The organism is Candidatus Omnitrophota bacterium (assembly GCA_040755155.1).
Taxonomy (GTDB): Bacteria; Hinthialibacterota; Hinthialibacteria; order Hinthialibacterales; family Hinthialibacteraceae; genus JBFMBP01.
Genome location: JBFMBP010000102.1, coordinates 61,353 through 79,038 on the forward strand (window position 1 = coordinate 61,353; position 17,686 = coordinate 79,038).

Consider the following 17,686-nt stretch of genomic DNA (forward strand, 5'->3'; position numbering starts at 1 on the left):
ATAACCAGCAAGATAGATAAATGTCATTATCCAAAATCATTCATTCCATAAAAAATGTCCCCGCCCGCCTTTGGAAAGCATTCCTAGAGCATCCCTATTCTTATGTCCTCTTGCTGGCGGCCTATATAGGAATCCACTTGCATTTTTATGGGCTGGGAGGAACGTTCGACGATTACGATTACGGGTTTTGGCAGATGCTGGACATTGAGCTTTTGCGTACTCGTCTGCTGGAAAGCCTTTGGTACTTGCACATCCAACCGCCGCTCTTCAACCTTTTTCTTGGCCTGGTGGAGCAAGGTTCGTTCGGTTGCGCCAAAATCGTTTATCCTGTTTTTTATCTTCTCTTAGGCGTTGTTTCCGCCATCGCCCTCTTTCGCTTATTGCTTCGTTTCCGGATTCGAGCGTGGATCGCCCTCTCCGTCACTTGCGGATGCTTTATTTCCCCTTCCTGGCTGCTTTATGAAAACTGGCTGATGTACACCTTTCCCATCATGGCGCTTTTGTTGTTCATCGCGCTACGGTTTCACGCCTACGTTCAAATTCAGAAAACCCGCGACGGCGTAATTTTATTTCTCCTGATGATGCTTATGGCTTATCTCCGCTCGATTTTTCATTACGTTTGGTTTCTCGCCGCCGTGTGCATTTTATGGACTTATTTTAACGGGAAACGCAAATCGCTTTTGCTGGCGGCGTCGATTCCATTTCTCCTTATTATGGCTCTCTACGCCAAAAACGCCATCGTATTCGGCGAATGGACCACCAGCACCTGGTTGGGACCGAATTTGAACATGATGACGGCGGCCATCCCCATAAGCATCAAGCGCGATTATCTCTTGCAGGGAAAAATCACTCCCATTTCGGTGGAATATCCCTTTTCGCCGGTAGGTTACTACCAAAAATTCATAACGCACAAAACCTGGGGCGTTCCCGCGCTGGATCGAAAAGAGAAAAGCAACGGCGACATCAATTTCAACCACGGCGACTTCGTCGAAATCAACCATCGCTATCGAAAAGAGGCCTTGACGCTGATCGCCGCCAGCCCCTGCGATTATTGGATTCTCGTGAAGCGAAACTGGCGGCGCTACTGCCATCCGGCCTGGAACTACGAATTCTTCATCCGCCAATCGCCTGTTTACAAGAATTATCTTCTTGCATTGGATCAATGGTTGTTCGGCTGGAAAGAAGCGGATTTTTCCCAATCGACTTACAAAACTAAAACCAGCCCCCAAGGAACTTTTTTATGCTGGGCGCTTCCGATATTGATTCTATTTTGGCCGGTTCTGATGGCGGCGCCCGAAAAATACTCTCGCCTATCGCCCGCCGACCGCGCAACGCTGACGTACTGCATGTTTACGCTGCTGTTGGTTACTTTCGCCGCCCTCTTTTTCGTCAACAACGAAAATTTCCGCATTCGCTTTACCCTTACGCCGTATTATGCTCTTTTATTGGGTCTGCTGCTGGATCGAGGGATGGGATATTTTTCTCAGCGAAGAAGAAACTAAGAGATTGGTGGGCTACGCTTCGCTTTGAGCCCACCCTACTCAACATTGAGCCCACCCTACGCAATTTATCTTTCCAATTCTCCGATCTTCTCTTCCAACAGCGAAATCATCACGCCTGCTTGCCAAACGAAAGCGTCGAGCGCTTTGGAGCGGGCGCGCAGTTTTTCCGTGAGAATTTCCTCTTCGTTTTGCAGAAGCAAGTTTCGCCAGCGGCTATCGTCGAACTCGTAATGCGGTTCCTGCAAGAGTTCGTTGAGCAATTCGAAAGCCAAGGCATGTTGTTTGGAGCATAATTCAATGGTATGGTCGAGCCGTTCTAGCAGCCGCCGTTTCTCCTCCATTTTCAGACCCGCGAAATCGTCCGGCGACATCAGGTTCAATCCGATCTTCGCTTCGGCGTAAAACGCCTCCACGCTCTGCAGCGCTTCCCGCAAAATCGCGCGCAGATCGATCAGATCGATCTGGGGACGGAAGGATTGATGCAGCATAGCCAACTGCTGGAAATAATTCATGGAACCCGTCTTCACTTCCATTAGCAGCGAAAGCAGCCTCGTCGTGATAGCGCCATCGATCGCCGCTCCCGAACTCGTATTGAATACGGGAATCTTGAAACGGGCGATTTCATGCTCCAGCCATTGCTTATAGACCAACAACGTGTCGCTCGTTGGAACGACGCCTCCGTCCACCGAGGCGACCCAATGCGCCGACTCGCTGTCTTGAGGAAGTTGCTTGTCGTCGAATATGGTTCCTGCGGCGTATCGTTTATCGTTGGTAAAGGCAAGGTCCTGGCCGATGAGTACGATCGGTTGGCATCCCAAACGCGCGAGAATATGAAATCCAACGACGGCCACGCTGCCGGGACCGAAAACGTCCCCCTTGCTTCCCGCCTTGGTTTGCAGCCACAGATAAAACGAATTGCCGCTTTTTTGGGGTATGGGGATGCGGCTGAGAGGAGCGGGCTGGCCCATCGTCTCCATCGTCGAACGCCATGACGCCAAAAAGACTCGCGGATGAAAATGCCGCACGATTTCCGGATGAACCCGGGGATCGGCGATCAAAAACGATTCCGGAGACGGCGCATCGTTTTTGAAGGATTTGACGTTGCGCTCCTGGTGATCCATGGCGAAAACGATATGCGGCCGAATGCCGTTCTTGCGCAAGATCGGGTAGGCCGTATTCACGCATGAGATCAGCATCCGATCCTGCGCGTCGCGCAGCGTCGCCAATTCGTTTTCCAGCGAAGGACCGGCGGCAATCAACGCGGCGGGCATCCGGGGGAAATGATGGAACAGCGCGGAGACGCCGGGATATTGGACAATGGCGCCGGCATTGGCGATGGTGTTGATGACGACGTTGTTGCTATGCTCGACGCGGGAGCGCCGGTACATAAGTTCGCGCTGCAAAGCGTTGCGCCATAGAGCGGCGAATTGCGAAGGATATTCCGGACGCAGCCGCCGCAGCAATGGATTCGCCAACAGATGATACGGCAAAGCGAGAAAGCGCGAATATTCCAGCTCTTCGCCGAGGCTCTGCGCCGCCTTTTCCATCGTCTGGCCGATATAGAGATGCACCCGTTCGTCCCCCAGAATCCGCGTCAAATCCACATGATGGAAGGCGGTAAAAAACAGCAGCGGATCGGGATCGACGACGGCTAGAACCCCCCTTTCCGGCAGCAAGGATAAAATTTTCTGCGCGTAATACCCCAATCCGAAGCCCAACAGAATCACGGCATGTTCCCGCTGCTTGCCCAGAGGGCTGCGTTGGATCCAGCTGGCGATTTCCTTTTCCGGATCGGAGGTTTTGAAAAGCGGCTCGCTAGAACTGAAGGAATCGTAAAGGACGACGTTGAAGTATCCGCATTCCATCGGTTCGAGGGGATAGAGGCGATCCGACACTTTGGGCGCAAGCTGGGCGATCGTTTCCGCTTGCGCGGGATTTCTTTTTTTGAATGCTGCTAAGTTGACCTCGAAGAAAGACCCATCCGCCATCGTATCCAAAACCTCAACCCGCGCGGTTAAGATATTGCCATTTTACTTTTCGAAATAATATTTCGACTCAGCCGCATCGCCTATCGATTCGATGATGCGACTCTCAGTCTATTTTTGCCGGACGCCAGCGAATTGAATAGGCGCCGAAACCACTCTAAGCGTTTCTTTTGCGGGAAAAAAGCCTTCTCAAGCATCGGCGCTATTCTTTCCAATTCAATTCATAGCGAATGGCTTTTCCTTTGGCGGAAATCGTCCACCCCTCCTTGCTGGATTCGGCCTTTGCTTCTCCCAGATTTTCGCCATTGACGTCCCATGCCGTCGCGGAAAAAGTTTTAGCCTTGGCGGCGGACGCAATCCGGGCGCGAACGTCAGCGGCGCCATATTCGCCGCCGGGAGAAACAATCTTGATTCGATCCACGCCCTCCACGGCAATGATGGAAAGCCCTTCCCCATCCTTCGCCTTCCTCACGGCGGCGCAGCCCGAAACGCCGACGCCGCCAAAAACGCGCTCCACGCCCCGCCCATCGATGAAAATAAACTCCGGCGAGAGGACGCGGTCGCAACGGCTTCCCTCCACCAGCTCCGACGCCACGTAAAAATCGCCGCCTTGAACCGCCAACCAGCCATATGGCGGCAGTTCGTGGACATCCTCTCCCTGCGTTACGCGCCAAGGCTTATCCGCATGGCCATTGACCCAAATTTCCAAGCCGCCGGGATAACGCACAACCAAGCGCGACTGCTTCCATTCTCCATTCAGAAACGCCTCGGAAGAACTAATCGTTCCCGCATCGGTTCCATAGCGAATCGCTTGCGGCTTTTTCATGACATAGCGGCTTTGCAACGGCTGCATCGTATAATAGGAACGGCAAGCGCGGCGGATGCCGTGACTCTCTTCCACCAGCCATCCAATATGACCGTAGGCGATAGTGGCGGCGATGAATTGATCGATGCTTCCATCAATATTTTCCGGCTTATCCCATCCCTCTTTTTGATCGAAGAAATAAGCGGTCCAGGGCATCCCGATATCCACGCTGAGCGAGTGCATTTTTAATAGATCGAAATGAGGAAGATAGGGATATCGCCATAATTTCAGGCCGCTGTACGCCAATCCGTAATTCCCCGTACAAAGTCCGGCGTAGAGCCACTGATGATTTCCCTCCGACCAGCAATGATGATCGTAAACCTGTTGATCGTTCAACAACAGCTCGCCGTAAGCGTAAAACGTAGCGGCGAAGGTTCCCGCGCCGGGAACGCGGGCGTCGTAATCCGTCCGATCCCACGGAGAGACGGAAGTATGCACGTCCGTATACGCCGCGTCGGATTGATATTTTTCATGAATGGCGGGAGCGAGTTCGCGATCCATCTCCACGGCGTATAGCGCCTTGGGGGAATAACAGCGCGGCCAGGCGGTTACGAGATCGCCGGACGAATGGCGCATCACTCTGTCGATGTTCCAATAGGAATTCACCGGCGAGAAATCGCAATAGTTCGTATACAATCCCGAACGCCAACCTAGCGATTTCTGCGCTGCGACGTATTTCTGCAACGCTTCGTCGCCTCCTTTGGCCGGCGACGCCTTGGTGCGGAACGTAAAACTCTCGCCCTCGTTGCGCCAGGTGATTTCATGATTGCACTGCGTCAGCATTTCGATGCCGTAGGCGCGCAGAGTCAGGCAGCGTTGATGCTCCTTCTCGTAATCTCCCGGCCCCCAGCTCTCCTGCCACAACCGCGTCCCCGCTATCTCCCCTTCCACGGCGGGAGTATTGGGAATCGTCGCCAGCGTCTCCTCGAAAGTGGGAGCCAGCGTAACGAAAAAGCGCTCGTACATATCGTTGCGCTTGCCGTCCGTTTTGGGTTGATAGCGCACGCCGCCATTCAAAAAGATTTCTCCGTTCTCGATTTTATCGGCGGCGTAAGGCGCTGAAGCGTTCGAGCGATACCAATCCATCCATACGGAAGCGAAAAACGGCTCTATGCCATGAGACATCAAGACATTCAAATGATGGCCGCCATAATTCATGAACGGCAGTTGCATCAATTCCGGCTCCCGCACATTTAGAAACTTGCCATAAGACAATTCCACCGCATCGCCGCCCCGGCAGATGAAATCCACTACTAAACTTTTTTGCCATAACCGGATCGACGATTCCACCGCAATTTCCTTATCGCCCAGCTTCCCCTTCCATTCCGCATGAGCCGTCTCGTCTTTCATTTCGCATTGCGTCAAATGCATATCTTTCAATTTCTCCGAAAAAACGGGACCGGCCTCCGCGAGGATATCGGCGACGGGAATACGGTTCATCTTCGCTTGAATCGGCCCCCAATAAGCTTCGCCGGGCGACCAGCAAAATTCCAATACGATATCCGTCGCCGAATAGATGGCGCGAAATCGCTTCATATCTTTCGAAAAAAGCATCTGCGTCTTGAATTTTTCCACGCCGTTTTCCGGCAGAATCGTCTCTTCGCGAGTGGGGAACGGCAAACGCCCCGGCCCCGTATTCGCCCCGGCAGACTGGCCGGGGAAAGGATCGATGCCGCGCTGCGGGCGTGGAGCGAAGGCGATCGGCTCCAGGGATTCCTTGTAAAAACAGATATCCTCGAAAAAGAGTTCCCGGTCTTCCTTATTGGCGCAGCCGCGAACTTTTATTCCCAACAATTTCAACGGCAGCTTCGCTTGCAATTCTTGGGGAAGAATTTTATGCGCCAGCCACCATTCCTTCCACCGCACCCGCGTTATCTCCAAATTATGCGCCTTGCCCTCGCCGTCTTGCAGCAACAAATCGACGTTGACTTGGGGAGTCGTTGGATCGGGAACCCAGCCCCAATTGTTGCCGTAAATCCATACAGTAGCGGCGGAAACGGGATCGCCGATATCCATCGGCGCAGGCGGGCGCAGCGTAACGGCGCTATCCGGAGAGTCGCCGCGATAGATCATCCGCGCCGTCGGCGACTCCCAAACTCGCTGCTTGTTGGAGCCGATCAATTTCCCCTCCGCTCCCTTTTCGCATTCCAACGTCCAACCCTCCAACGAGTCGAAATGAACCAATGGCGTATGCGGCGGCTCGCGATTGGCCCATACCATTTCGTAAGGCCTCTCGCCCAATGATTCCGCAGGATCGAGAGGCTGGGCGGCTACGATTTTCACCGCCTCTTCCGCCGCCAGCGCCGCTGGAAGCTGTAGAATAGCGAAGTTAAATAAAACCGCCAATATCGTCAATAAGAATTGATAAGCCAGACGCATTTGATTTCCCCTTTTTATAAAAATTAACTCGATAATGATTAGACTTCATTTTGAGCCGTTGCGATTCAAATTTCAAAATATCGAATCCGCCATCGACCCTATTACTCTAATTCATCGACGGCCTATTCATCAATCCATAAGCGGATTATGGATGGGGATTTTCTATCAAGTACTATCTAAAGGAATTCAAAGAAAAACAGGCCAAGAAATCCTGGCCTGTTCCAAATAAAAGCCACAAATTATACCAGTATGCGTTAGGATTATTGCTTATATATTCCCTCGCTCTCTGGGAGAGGGTTAGGGTGAGGGAATAATAAGTCCAATAATATCAACCCTCACCTAACCTCTCCCAATCTTGGGAGAGGAATTTGAAAAGCGACAATCTCAATGCAGATTGGTATTACTTCGAAATTGTCACCAAAAATCGCCGAAATCTTCTCCCACATCGGAATAATGGTCGCGCGGCCAGGTTAATAATTTCGGTCCAATGTCGACAATGGACCAATCCGAATCGAAATCCTCGTCTTCATAAGCCGGATTCAGATCGTTATACCACGGTTGATAAGCGCTCATCCGGCCCTCCGTGGAGGCGCAGCCTATCATCCCCAAGAGCAATCCAAACAGGAACAAAGAAAGTAAAAATCGCATGGATTCACCCATCGCTTTCTAAAAAAACATTTGTCTTCTCATTTACATTGTACGCGCCGCGCGCCGAAAAAGTAACATCTTCGCCTTTTACGGTTCGGGAGTAATCTGCGGTACGATCACTTCCGCGCCGATTTCCGCGTAGGTCTCCTTCAATTGCCGCAGCATCTTCTCTCCTTCGTAGGTCCCGATAACGGCGCCGCCGGAACCGGCGAACTTGGCCGTCGCTCCCACGGAACGCCCGCGAAAAACCAAATCGAGATCGCTGGGGCGCAGTCTGAATATGGAAGAGCGCAGATCGAAGTTCTTGTTCATCAACTCCCCGAGAGTCTCATGGTCGCGTTGGAGCAAGGCGCTTTTAGCGTCTTCCGCAAACTGGGCGAACTGCTTCATGGCGTTCACGACAACGGGATCGCCCTGGTTGAAACGTTCGCGGATGTTGTTATGGAACACTTCTGATCCTTCACCTAACCGCGTGTCGTAGGCGATGTAAAGCGGCGGCAGCAGAGCGGGATCGAGCGGTTCGTAAATGCCATGCCCTTCCTTCTCAATCAACTCCCGGTCGAAATTCATATAAACCACGTTTTCGTAAACCTGGATGACGCGATCCTGCAATCCCGCGCCGATTCCCAATTCGTCCCGTTCGCAGGAAAGGATCAGGCTGGGCTGCAATTCCATGGGAATCTCCACGCCGTAGAATTCCATCAATGCGCGCAAGCTGGCGGTGATGATGGCGCTGGAACCGGCTAGTCCAACGCGCGCGGGAATATCCGATTCGTACTCAATGGTGAAATTGCGTTTGGGAAGGCGAATCTCATGTTGATCGCAGTAATCGGCGAAGCGCTTAATCAGGGCGCGTATGAGCCGCACGCCGCCATAATAGCCGTTGAGTTTGATGCTTTCCCGCAGATGATGGATAGACTCCCAAACGGGATTGTCGACGGCGCATCCCCGTATCTCCACATTGGCGGAAGGATAGCAAACGGCGCGCGCCCGATAGTTGCGCACGGATATGGATATCGTTTTGCCATAATAGCCGTCGGATGGATTGCCGATCAATCCCGCCCGGGCGTAAGCATAGGTTTCAATTATCTGCGACATGGCTTACTCCTGTTTTCAGCCTTATGAATCTTATTATCCTTTATCTCTTTCCACAATCAGCCGATTCCATAACCGCCGCGTCACTCCCGGCTCGCCCGTATCCGTAAAGCGGGAATGCGCTAATCCCGCCGGACGGGGATTGATATCCAATACCCACGGCTTCCATTCCGGTTTCTCATTCCTCCATTCCAAACGCAAATCGATTCCTGCTATTTTACATCGGGGAAGCGCAGAAAGCGCCTCCTCGGCAACAGCTTCAATCATCTTCCATTCATCGCTCCCCATCGTTAAGGGATGGGATCGTCCTTCCGCTATTAGAGGAAAAACTTCGCGGCGCTTCCATTCGATAATGCGTCCCCCTTGCCCGGGAGAGGAGATAAACGACGGCGGACGCGCCGCCATCAAAAAACCGCTTTCCGATTTCCCCTCTACGACGTTCATGCGCAGATCGAAATAGGCGTCTTCGCCATTTTCCTGGCGATAGAAAACATTTCCTACGCCTCTACGAATGATTATATCGTCTACCTTGGCGATGGTTCTAGCATGATCGAGCAGATCGGCATGAAGCGCAAGCAAACCTTCCCAATCCGGCGGTCCCTCGAAAGCGCGAACGCCGCGCCCCTCCGTTCCCCGATTCGGCTGCATTATCAAAACGATGCGTTCGTCTTTTTCTTGCGGGAACAATTCGTAAAAGGCGCTTTTTAATTTCGACGGCAAATCTTTGCCATCGCCGCCTCTCGAAACCAGCGCCGCTTCCGGCGTAGGTACTCCCGCCGAATTCCACGCTCGATAACAAGCGTATTTATCGTCAGCCTTCTCCACTTCTTCATAAGCGTTGATCTGCGCGATTCCCATGTCTTTGCATCGCGCGCTGTAGTCCTTATGCGTCTCCGGCGTCATGCAGAGAAAAAGCGCCCCTTCCATCGCCAGCGGCGGATCGAATTCCATTTCGATAGGATTGTCGCGGTCTTCCAGCCAAATCATCCCCCTCCATAAACGAAAATCGCCGCCGAGCCAGGAAATATGCGAACAGACGACGTTTCGCCGTCTCGCGCCTTGCGTTTCCAAATCGTAGACATAAGAGTCCACCATCAAAGGATAAACTTCATTGAGGGCGTGAGGCAGCTGTTCGACGAGTATGGCGAAAACGGGAAAAGGAGGAATGGGTGGAGCGTCATCCCGCCGGGGAATAATCGCTAAGGGAGGACTCAGCGGTTCGCTATTCGCCGCTTCGATTACCGTCTGAATCGTCCGGAGACGGAACTCCGGCTGATAAACGGCTTTTAATAGAGATTCCGGCAATTTGCCGATTTTCTTTACGGCGTCATCGTAATGGCGATCGATCGTATCGATAATAGGGGATAAAAGCTGAGTTTCCCCCTCATGCAACCGTCGGCGCAAGCCGTCCAATGCGCCATGCTTGGATTCTACGATTTGTAATAAATGCTTTTGTATAAGCAGCGAGAGATTCCACATTTTTGAATGATGAATGATAATTTTTGATTTTTAATTTTTGATTTTTAATTTTTAATTCAAAATTCAAAATTCATCATTTCTTTTCAAAACGTCTTGCGCACTACGACGCCGTTTGCATGGAGATAACGTTTTATCTGCGAAATGGAATAGGTTTCGAAGTGGATCATGGAGGCCACGATGGCGGCGTCGGCTTTGCCTTCGGTGAAAACCTCGCGCAGATGCTCCGGCGTTCCCCCGCCGCCGCTGGCGATCACTGGAACGCCCACGGCTTCCGCGATGCGCCGCGTCAGGTTGATTTCGAAGCCGTCTTTCGTTCCATCCGCATCGATGCTATTGACGACCAATTCGCCCGCGCCCAGTTCCTCGCCTCTCTTAGCCCATGCGATAGCGTCCAATTCCATCGCCTTGCGTCCGCCATTGATATAAATCTCATATCCGGAAGGGATCGTAGTTGATGGCGCAACCCGCTTTACGTCCATACTCAAAACGATGCACTGGCTGCCGAAGCCTTTGGCGCCTTGCGTTATAATTTCCGGATGGAGTACGGCGGCGGAATTGACGCTGACTTTCTCAGCTCCCGCGAGCAGCGTCCGCCGTAAATCGTCATACGTCCGCAAGCCGCCGCCGACGGAATAGGGGATGAAAATCTCTTCGGCGGTGCGGCTGACGACATCGATCATGATATCGCGTTCGTCGCTGCTGGCGGTGATGTCGTAGAAGACGATCTCGTCCGCGCCTTCTTCGTAATATTTCTTCGCCATCGCCACCGGATCGCCCAGGTCGATGTTGTTTTTAAATTCGACGCCTTTAGTCACCAGCCCGGCGCGGACGTCGAGACAGGGAATAATTCGCTTCGTCAACATGATTTTTATCCCCCTTGGTTCCGCCTAAGCTTTGCAAAAATTTTCCAGCATCTGCAAGCCCGCCGGTCCGCTTTTTTCCAAGTGAAATTGCGTAGCGAAGATGTTTTCGAAAGCGACGGCGCTGGCGTAGCGGATGCCATATTCGGTCTCACCCACAACGACCGCAGGATCGGCGGGTTCGCAATAATAGGAATGGACGAAATAGAACTCGGCGCCGTCCGCCACTCCGTTGAAGAATGGATGCGGCTGCTTTTGATAAACTTGATTCCATCCGATTTGGGGAATCTTCAATCCTGCGCAGGAACCGCTGATAGGAAATCGCTTTACGCATCCTTTGAGCAAACCGAGACACTCCGCATCGTCCTCTTCGCTGCGTTCGAAAAGAATCTGAATGCCGATGCAGATGGCCAAAAACGGCTTCTTTTTTTCTTGGACTTCCCTTATGACGACATCCGTTAATCCAGCTCGATTAAGAGCCTCCATCGACGCGCCAGCCGCTCCCACGCCGGGAAAAATCAAGCGATCCGCGTCTGCAATGATGGCGGCGTCTTTCGTAATTTGGGCGTCGCAGCCGATATGCCTGACGGCGCGCTGAACGCTAGTCAGGTTGCCCCCTTCATAGTCGATAATGGCGATCATGATAGTTATAGCCTCGCGGAAAAATTCCCTCGCCTTCTGGGAGAGGGGACAATTTCAAATGTCAAAGAGTACTAGCGTAATTTCACTTCCTTCATGACTTGGCGCAATGATTCCAAATGCCGTCGATGCTCTTCTTGGGCGAAATGCTCGCGCACAGGGATTAAAAGATCGGCGATGCTTCTCGCGACCGCCACTTTCAGGTCGAAGGGATGTAATTCTTTCTTGCCGAAACAATCTACAAGTTCCTTATAGTTTGCGAAACTCAAATCGCCGCCGTGCTCCGCCTTGCGCTGGATGTAAAGCGGCCCGCGTCCCAAAGCGAAAACGAGATGCCGCGTCCAATTAAGAACGGGATTAAAATCGACTTCCCCTTCCGGGCAAAACGCTTTTTTAATCTTGCGCTCGATCTCGTCCGGTTCGTCCGTAATAAAGACGGCGGTGTCGGGCTTCGATTTGCTCATCTTCATCGCCGTCCATACTTCTTGAATACGTTCGGGATCGATCGGCCACATCGGCGGTTTGCCCAAGCCGATTAACAATTGATGATGCACGGCGACGGGAGCGATTTTTCCGCCTTCGTTGTCCAGCAGCGGATTGGTATTGATTTGATTGGCCGTATCCAACGCAATGACGTGCGCCTTGCGCTGATCCGCCCCCGCATGAGCGAGATTAACGCCCATTGTAAAGATATCCGCCACCTGCATCGGCGGATAAACCAGTTTGGCGAAGTCGATGGCCTCGCCCTCCGATCGGCCCATAATCGTGATAGAGCGCATAATGCGTTTGAGCGTGGTGTTCTTGCATACTTCGATGAACGTCGTCCAGAAATCGGGATGATCCCGGTAAAGGTCTGAACCGAGCACGACGCGAACGGCATCCGGATTTCCGCCCACCGCTTTCAAGCAGCATTTGAGACCTTCGGCGAAATACCCGTAGGCCATAGACCGGATCAGCTCGATGTCGCCGCCCAATTTATCGTTGATCCAACTATGCCAGTCGGCGAGAAAAATCGTGCATTCTGCGCCCGCCTTTTGAAAATCGGCGACTTTGGCCATGCACTGAATCCCGGTTCCCAGATGGATTTCGCCGGATATTTCAAAACCGATGTAATGGCGCAAGGGAATATTTTTTTGCAGATATTCTCGCAAGCGATCTTCGGTCAGCGTTTCGTCCAAATTGGCGGTGATGAGTTGGAATCGTTCTTCGGCGTTCATAAGTTTTTTTGAATAGAGTTGGCATTCGTGATTATAGATTTTCTCGGAAATAATCGCAGCGAACGACGATTAACAAGAGACGTTGCGCCGGAAGGCTGAATAAATAAAAAAATCCAGGGGGGAGGATTTGAACCTCCGTAGGCTTGCGCCGGCAGGTTTACAGCCTGCTCCCTTTGGCCGCTCGGGCACCCCTGGATGAATCGTATGCTTCTTTGATGGGGAAGCCGTCCACCGCCTCCCGCCTGATTCCTTCGATCGTGAAAACCTCGTAAGTTTTCATTCCGAATTCTTTCAGGAAGAATAATTTTGCTTCGATGTCCAAGAAAGTCAAGGAGTGGAGACGGCGTTCCTGGAACTTGAAGAAAAGCGCCTTCCTCCCGATAATAAGAGTTCTGTTTGTCATTCGCCAAAGCGGAAGCGCGGGCGTGGATAAGCGGCCGTTCGATCGATCCGCTTATCATCATTCAAGAAATTCAAGAGACGACTATGAGATACTTGATTATTGGAGGCGCCGGATTCATCGGCTCCAATTTGGCTCATCGCCTGGCATCGCTGGGCGAAGAAGTTGTGGCGGCCGATAACCTCTCCCGCCTTGGCTCGGAATCGAATCTAGCCTGGCTGCGGGAAAATCATCCCGCCATCCAATTTCAACACTGCGATATACGATATGAAACCGATTTGCTAAATCTCTTCAAAAAATTCAAATCCTTCGATGCGGTGATTCATTTGGCTTCCCAAGTGGCGGTAACGACTTCCGTCGCAGATCCCCGCACCGATTTTTCCATCAACGCTCTAGGAACATTTAACGTGCTGGAAACCATACGCCTCTCTGGAACCGATCCCGCTTTTCTTTTTTCCTCGACGAATAAAGTCTATGGAGGCATGGAGCATATCCGCATCGCCGAACGCGAAACGCGCTACGAATTCGCCGACTATCCCCAAGGCATCGATGAAGCCTGCCCCTTGGATTTCCATTCGCCCTATGGCTGCTCCAAAGGCTGCGCCGATCAATACGTCCGCGATTATTCGCGAATTTACGGCTTGCGTTCCGTGGTTTTCCGTCAATCGGCGATTTACGGTCACCGGCAATTCGGCGTGGAAGATCAGGGCTGGGCGGCATGGTTCCTCATCGCCGCCGCCAAGAAAAAACCCATCGCCATCTACGGTGACGGCAAACAGGTGCGGGATATTCTTTGGGTGGACGACCTCGTCGACGCCTACCTGAAAGCCATTGAAAACATTGGCGTCCTCAAAGGCGAAGTCTTCAACATCGGCGGCGGTCCGGAAAAAAGTCTTAGTATTTGGCGCGAATTCGGCCCGCTATTGATTAAGGAACTGGGGTATGAACCGGACATTTCCTTCCACGATTGGCGCCCTGGCGATCAAAAAGTCTGCATCATGAATATCGCCAACGCCAAAGAAAAACTAGGCTGGAATCCCAAAGTCGGCGTGGAAGAAGGCGTCGCCAAACTCGCCCGCTGGGTGCTGGATCATCTGGAGATTCTATGAAATGAACATAAAGCAAGGCCCGTCCGGAATCGCCGGACGGGCCTTGAAAAATCGTTCGTCTTCCATCGATTAATACAACTCCCACGGATCGACGGAACTTAAGTAGGGTGGGCTCAAAGCGAAGCGTAGCCCACCATTTTCCCCTCAATCGATTAATACAACTCCCACGTATCGACGGACGTATCCTTCTTCAAGGGATTTTCCAAAACGATAGCGAACGTATGTTCCGGCGGGGTTAATGCGTTGGTGGTTGGATCCAACGTTTGGCCATTCGCCGCAATGACGATGCGCTTGTTGTTCATGGATACGTTGACTTCCTTGCCTTCGTAGCCTTTCAATTCGGCTTCGTCTCCCCGTTCGAAAGTCTGGAATGCGTAAAACGTGGGAGTTGCCGGCTCCAGGTCGCTGTTGAGTACGCGGGCAATGATCTGACCTTTCGCCGGACTGCTGACCAACTGGTAGCAAACGCAGACATTGTCGTATTCGTCAACGGCTAAATCGCCGCGTCCGAACGTCCCCAAATCCCAAATTTCCAGCTCGTTAACGATCACTTCCTTGTCCGGCTTGCCAGTTTGGGCGTTGACGCGGGAGACAACCATATCTCCCACGCTGGCTTCCGAGCCGAGTATGCAAACGTAATCGCTGGTGTAGTTGGAAGCGATTCGGATATCGTCGCCGCGGCCTGTGTCTTTTACCGTCGACCATTCCGCCTGGTTCAAGTAATACTTCATGTTCCCGTCGTTATCGTAAATAGTCATGATCCCTTCCGTCCGCACGGCGAAGCCGCCATTAAACGCCGCGACGTTGGACCAAATGCTGTGAGGTTTCCCATCACCCGCCGCATTGAAGGGGCCTTTGATAACGCCGCCGGTCTTACTGTCGAATATCGTCGCCACGGCGCCGTTCCCGCCAGGAACGATCACTTGATTGCGGTCTTCGACGACAACCAGGATGTTTCCATTGGATAAAAAGCGAATTTCGCCGCCAAAACGCATCTGATTGTTCTGACCGCCCTCAATAGTTCCACTGCCGTAAACCGGATCGATGACATTCGTCAGTTTTTGCGGGCCGGAAGCAGTTTTGTTGAACGCTTGCACGGCGGCGACGCGTTCGTCCGTATAGACGAAACTTTTATCCCAGCGTCCATCCGTGTTGAATACGTCATACATATACGGAGTCGACTCCTCGCCTACGACGTACATGGTTCCGCCCGGACGGCGATCCGTGGCGATGCGCGGCGGATTTCCATCCTTCCGCTTTTCGTTGAAACTGCCCGTATACGGTTCTCCCGCATCCGTATAGAACGCCCAATACTCTTGGATGGATCCGTCTTCATTGATAAACGCCACCTTGGCGTTCATTCCCGTAGTCTGTCCTTCGGGAAACGCTCCGGCGATGATTGCCACGGTTCCATCCCCAAAAATGTCCGTGAAAGGCTCCCAATAGGTCCCCATCGCCACTGTCGATTTGAAGAAGACGGTGTCAGGAACCAACACTTTTACCCCAGCTGCCGCATGGTCGGCGGGTATCAAAACCTGCGCTGGAACTGCGGATGCCATTCCAATAAGCAAAACCATTGTTACTCCAAAAACCGATTTTCTCATTCTTTCTACCTCCAATTTGTTCGTAATGTACTCTGTAATTCAAAACTACCCTAACAAAAAAATTATTGTTTGTAAACATGATTATTTGAATTTTATATAAATTTATAAAATAATAATACTAACCTGCCTCTAGCTTATTACCTACACTTTCCCTCACCCTTTGGAAAAGGATTAGGGTGATGATATTATAAGTATAATAATATCAACCTACTACTAACTACTCACCAGCTAAGGGGGAGAATATAAATCGAATTTCATCGCTTTTGCAAGAACCTCCTATAAATGAGATAAACAAATCGATTAGTAGAATAAAGATAAAAGAAGGCCCATTCGGTAAAATCGAATGGGCCTTAATAAACAATACTTTTAAATTCGCTTAATACAACTCCCAAGTTTCGACGTCTGTAGCCTTCTTCAAAGGATTCTCCAATACAATAGCAAAAGCATGTTCCGCTAGAGTTAATGCGTTGGTCGTCGAATCTAAGGTTACGCCGTCCGCTGCAATCATGATTCGGCTATTGTTCATAGAAACGTTCGGCTCCTTGCCGACAAATCCCAGTAAATTGGCGGCGTCCGGACGCTCGAAATTGTTGAAGGCATAGAATGTGGGCGTTGCCGGTTCCAAATTGCTATTGAGCACGCGCGCTACGATCTGCGCCTGCGCCGGGCTGCTGGTCCATTGGTAAATGGCGCAGACGTTGTCGTATTCGTCCATCGCAACGTCGCCGCGATCGAAGGTTCCATTAAGCCACAAATCTTCTTCCTCAACTACGACTTCTTTGTCCGCTTTGCCCGTCTGGGCGTTGAGGCGGGAAACAACCATATCCCCATCTGCATTCTTGCCCAGAATGCAGATGTAATCGCTGGCGATGTTGGAGCAAATGCGAGTGCCGTCGCCGCGGCCTGCGTCTTTCACCGTCGTCCAATCCGCTTGAGCCACAACGAATTTCTTATTGCCCGCGTTGTCGTAAATCGTCGTGATGCCTTCTGTACGCACGGCGAATCCGCCTTTGAACGCGGCTACATTAGCCCAAATGCTATGAGCAGCATCATCGCCCGCCGAGTTGAAGGGGCCTTTGATAATCGCGCCGGTCTGGCTGTTGAAAATCGTCGCCACCGCTCCGTTTCCGGAGGGAACGATCACCTTATTGCGGTCTTCAACTACGGCCAAGATGTTGCCATCGGACAGAAAAGAGATATCGCCGCCGTAGCGCATCTGATCGATCTGCCCGCCCTCAATGGTTCCGCTGCCATAAACGGGGTCGGTTACTTTCGTCAGCATTTGCGGTCCCGCCGGCGTCTTCATGAAGCCCTGCACGACGGCCACTTGCCTATCCACATAGACGAATAGTTTGTCCCAGCGGCCATCCGTGTTGAATTCCGTCTCGTACATATAGGGCGTCGCTTCCTGGCCTGTTACGTACAGGATTCCGCCCGGACGGCGGTCCGCAGCGACGCGCGGCGGATTGCCGTCTTTTCTCGTTTCGTTGAAACCGCCCGTATAGGGCTGTCCCTTATCCGTATAGAAAGCCCAATATTCCTGGATGGTTCCATCGACATTGATGAACGCCACCTTGCTGTTGAATCCCGCCGTCAATCCTTCCGGGTACGCGCCCGCAATGAGAATAATGGTTCCATCCCCAAAGAAATCCGTAAAAGGTTCCCAATAAGTCCCCATCGGAACCGTCGACTTGAAGAAAACGGTGTCGGGAACCAATACCTTCACTCCGGCAGCCGCATGGTCGGCGGGAACAAGCACTTGCGCCGGAACCACGGACGCCATCCCAAGAAGAAAAACCGCTGTTACCCAAAATACCGATTTTCTCATCTCTTCAACCTCCCATTCGTTTATTTGTTAAATCCGAATTGAGCATATCATATCAAAAAAAAGATCGGGTGTAAAT

12 protein-coding genes and 1 tRNA gene are annotated in these 17,686 nt (G+C 51.9%); 2 read left to right on the forward strand and 11 right to left on the reverse strand.

The window, feature by feature from the left end:
- Positions 1-20 precede the first annotated feature (20 nt).
- Positions 21-1,502 (forward strand): hypothetical protein, encoded by a 1,482-nt coding sequence (locus tag AB1656_15410; GenBank protein MEW6236771.1) that lies wholly within the window; start codon positions 21-23, stop codon positions 1,500-1,502.
- A 65-nt stretch (positions 1,503-1,567) separates the two neighbouring features.
- Here the strand turns inward: AB1656_15410 and AB1656_15415 are convergent, their stop codons facing one another.
- The 9 genes from AB1656_15415 to AB1656_15455 all read right to left on the reverse strand — a co-directional run bounded on the left by AB1656_15415 (position 1,568) and on the right by AB1656_15455 (position 12,864).
- Positions 1,568-3,490, reverse strand: coding sequence for a 6-hydroxymethylpterin diphosphokinase MptE-like protein (locus AB1656_15415; protein ID MEW6236772.1), 1,923 nt, complete (start codon positions 3,488-3,490; stop codon positions 1,568-1,570).
- Between the two features lie 199 nt (positions 3,491-3,689).
- The gene (locus AB1656_15420; protein MEW6236773.1) at positions 3,690-6,731 is read right to left on the reverse strand and encodes a hypothetical protein; all 3,042 of its coding nucleotides are present in this window, start codon (positions 6,729-6,731) and stop codon (positions 3,690-3,692) included.
- 414 nt (positions 6,732-7,145) lie between these two features.
- Complete coding sequence (locus AB1656_15425; GenBank protein MEW6236774.1) at positions 7,146-7,304, reverse strand: hypothetical protein; 159 nt, start codon at positions 7,302-7,304, stop codon at positions 7,146-7,148.
- A gap of 162 nt (positions 7,305-7,466) precedes the next feature.
- On the reverse strand, positions 7,467-8,477 hold the full coding sequence (locus AB1656_15430; protein MEW6236775.1) for a GHMP kinase: 1,011 nt from the start codon (positions 8,475-8,477) through the stop codon (positions 7,467-7,469).
- 33 nt (positions 8,478-8,510) lie between these two features.
- Positions 8,511-9,953 carry a hypothetical protein gene (locus AB1656_15435; GenBank protein ID MEW6236776.1) on the reverse strand — a complete coding sequence of 481 codons (1,443 nt, stop codon included), beginning with the start codon at positions 9,951-9,953 and terminating at the stop codon, positions 8,511-8,513.
- Positions 9,954-10,036: 83 nt separating this feature from the next.
- Positions 10,037-10,816: an imidazole glycerol phosphate synthase subunit HisF gene (hisF, locus tag AB1656_15440; protein ID MEW6236777.1), complete on the reverse strand. Its 780-nt coding sequence runs from the start codon at positions 10,814-10,816 to the stop codon at positions 10,037-10,039.
- Between the two features lie 24 nt (positions 10,817-10,840).
- A complete protein-coding gene (gene hisH / locus AB1656_15445) occupies positions 10,841-11,455 on the reverse strand; it encodes an imidazole glycerol phosphate synthase subunit HisH (GenBank protein MEW6236778.1) in 615 nt (204 codons plus the stop codon).
- A 71-nt stretch (positions 11,456-11,526) separates the two neighbouring features.
- Positions 11,527-12,669: a tyrosine--tRNA ligase gene (locus AB1656_15450; GenBank protein MEW6236779.1), complete on the reverse strand. Its 1,143-nt coding sequence runs from the start codon at positions 12,667-12,669 to the stop codon at positions 11,527-11,529.
- Positions 12,670-12,781: 112 nt separating this feature from the next.
- Positions 12,782-12,864 (reverse strand) — tRNA-Tyr (locus AB1656_15455).
- A gap of 201 nt (positions 12,865-13,065) precedes the next feature.
- Here AB1656_15455 and AB1656_15460 point away from each other — a divergent pair.
- On the forward strand, positions 13,066-14,178 hold the full coding sequence (locus AB1656_15460) for an NAD-dependent epimerase/dehydratase family protein (protein MEW6236780.1): 1,113 nt from the start codon (positions 13,066-13,068) through the stop codon (positions 14,176-14,178).
- Between the two features lie 152 nt (positions 14,179-14,330).
- Here AB1656_15460 and AB1656_15465 read toward each other — a convergent pair whose 3' ends face one another.
- Together AB1656_15465 and AB1656_15470 are read right to left on the reverse strand one after the other, a co-directional pair.
- Positions 14,331-15,782 carry a hypothetical protein gene (locus tag AB1656_15465; GenBank protein MEW6236781.1) on the reverse strand — a complete coding sequence of 484 codons (1,452 nt, stop codon included), beginning with the start codon at positions 15,780-15,782 and terminating at the stop codon, positions 14,331-14,333.
- 376 nt (positions 15,783-16,158) lie between these two features.
- Entirely contained in the window at positions 16,159-17,610 is a 1,452-nt protein-coding gene (locus tag AB1656_15470) for a hypothetical protein (GenBank protein MEW6236782.1), read from the reverse strand.
- Positions 17,611-17,686 lie beyond the last annotated feature (76 nt).

What these genes read in the sequence shown, in the direction of transcription:
- AB1656_15410 (MEW6236771.1), top strand. Translation starts at nt 21, where the DNA reads ATGTCATTATCCAAAATCATTCATTCCATAAAAAATGTCCCCGCCCGC.
- AB1656_15415 (MEW6236772.1), bottom strand. Translation starts at nt 3,490, where the DNA reads ATGGCGGATGGGTCTTTCTTCGAGGTCAACTTAGCAGCATTCAAAAAA.
- AB1656_15420 (MEW6236773.1), bottom strand. Translation starts at nt 6,731, where the DNA reads ATGCGTCTGGCTTATCAATTCTTATTGACGATATTGGCGGTTTTATTT.
- AB1656_15425 (MEW6236774.1), bottom strand. Translation starts at nt 7,304, where the DNA reads ATGAGCGCTTATCAACCGTGGTATAACGATCTGAATCCGGCTTATGAA.
- AB1656_15430 (MEW6236775.1), bottom strand. Translation starts at nt 8,477, where the DNA reads ATGTCGCAGATAATTGAAACCTATGCTTACGCCCGGGCGGGATTGATC.
- AB1656_15435 (MEW6236776.1), bottom strand. Translation starts at nt 9,953, where the DNA reads ATGTGGAATCTCTCGCTGCTTATACAAAAGCATTTATTACAAATCGTA.
- hisF (MEW6236777.1), bottom strand. Translation starts at nt 10,816, where the DNA reads ATGTTGACGAAGCGAATTATTCCCTGTCTCGACGTCCGCGCCGGGCTG.
- hisH (MEW6236778.1), bottom strand. Translation starts at nt 11,455, where the DNA reads ATGATCGCCATTATCGACTATGAAGGGGGCAACCTGACTAGCGTTCAG.
- AB1656_15450 (MEW6236779.1), bottom strand. Translation starts at nt 12,669, where the DNA reads ATGAACGCCGAAGAACGATTCCAACTCATCACCGCCAATTTGGACGAA.
- AB1656_15465 (MEW6236781.1), bottom strand. Translation starts at nt 15,782, where the DNA reads ATGAGAAAATCGGTTTTTGGAGTAACAATGGTTTTGCTTATTGGAATG.
- AB1656_15470 (MEW6236782.1), bottom strand. Translation starts at nt 17,610, where the DNA reads ATGAGAAAATCGGTATTTTGGGTAACAGCGGTTTTTCTTCTTGGGATG.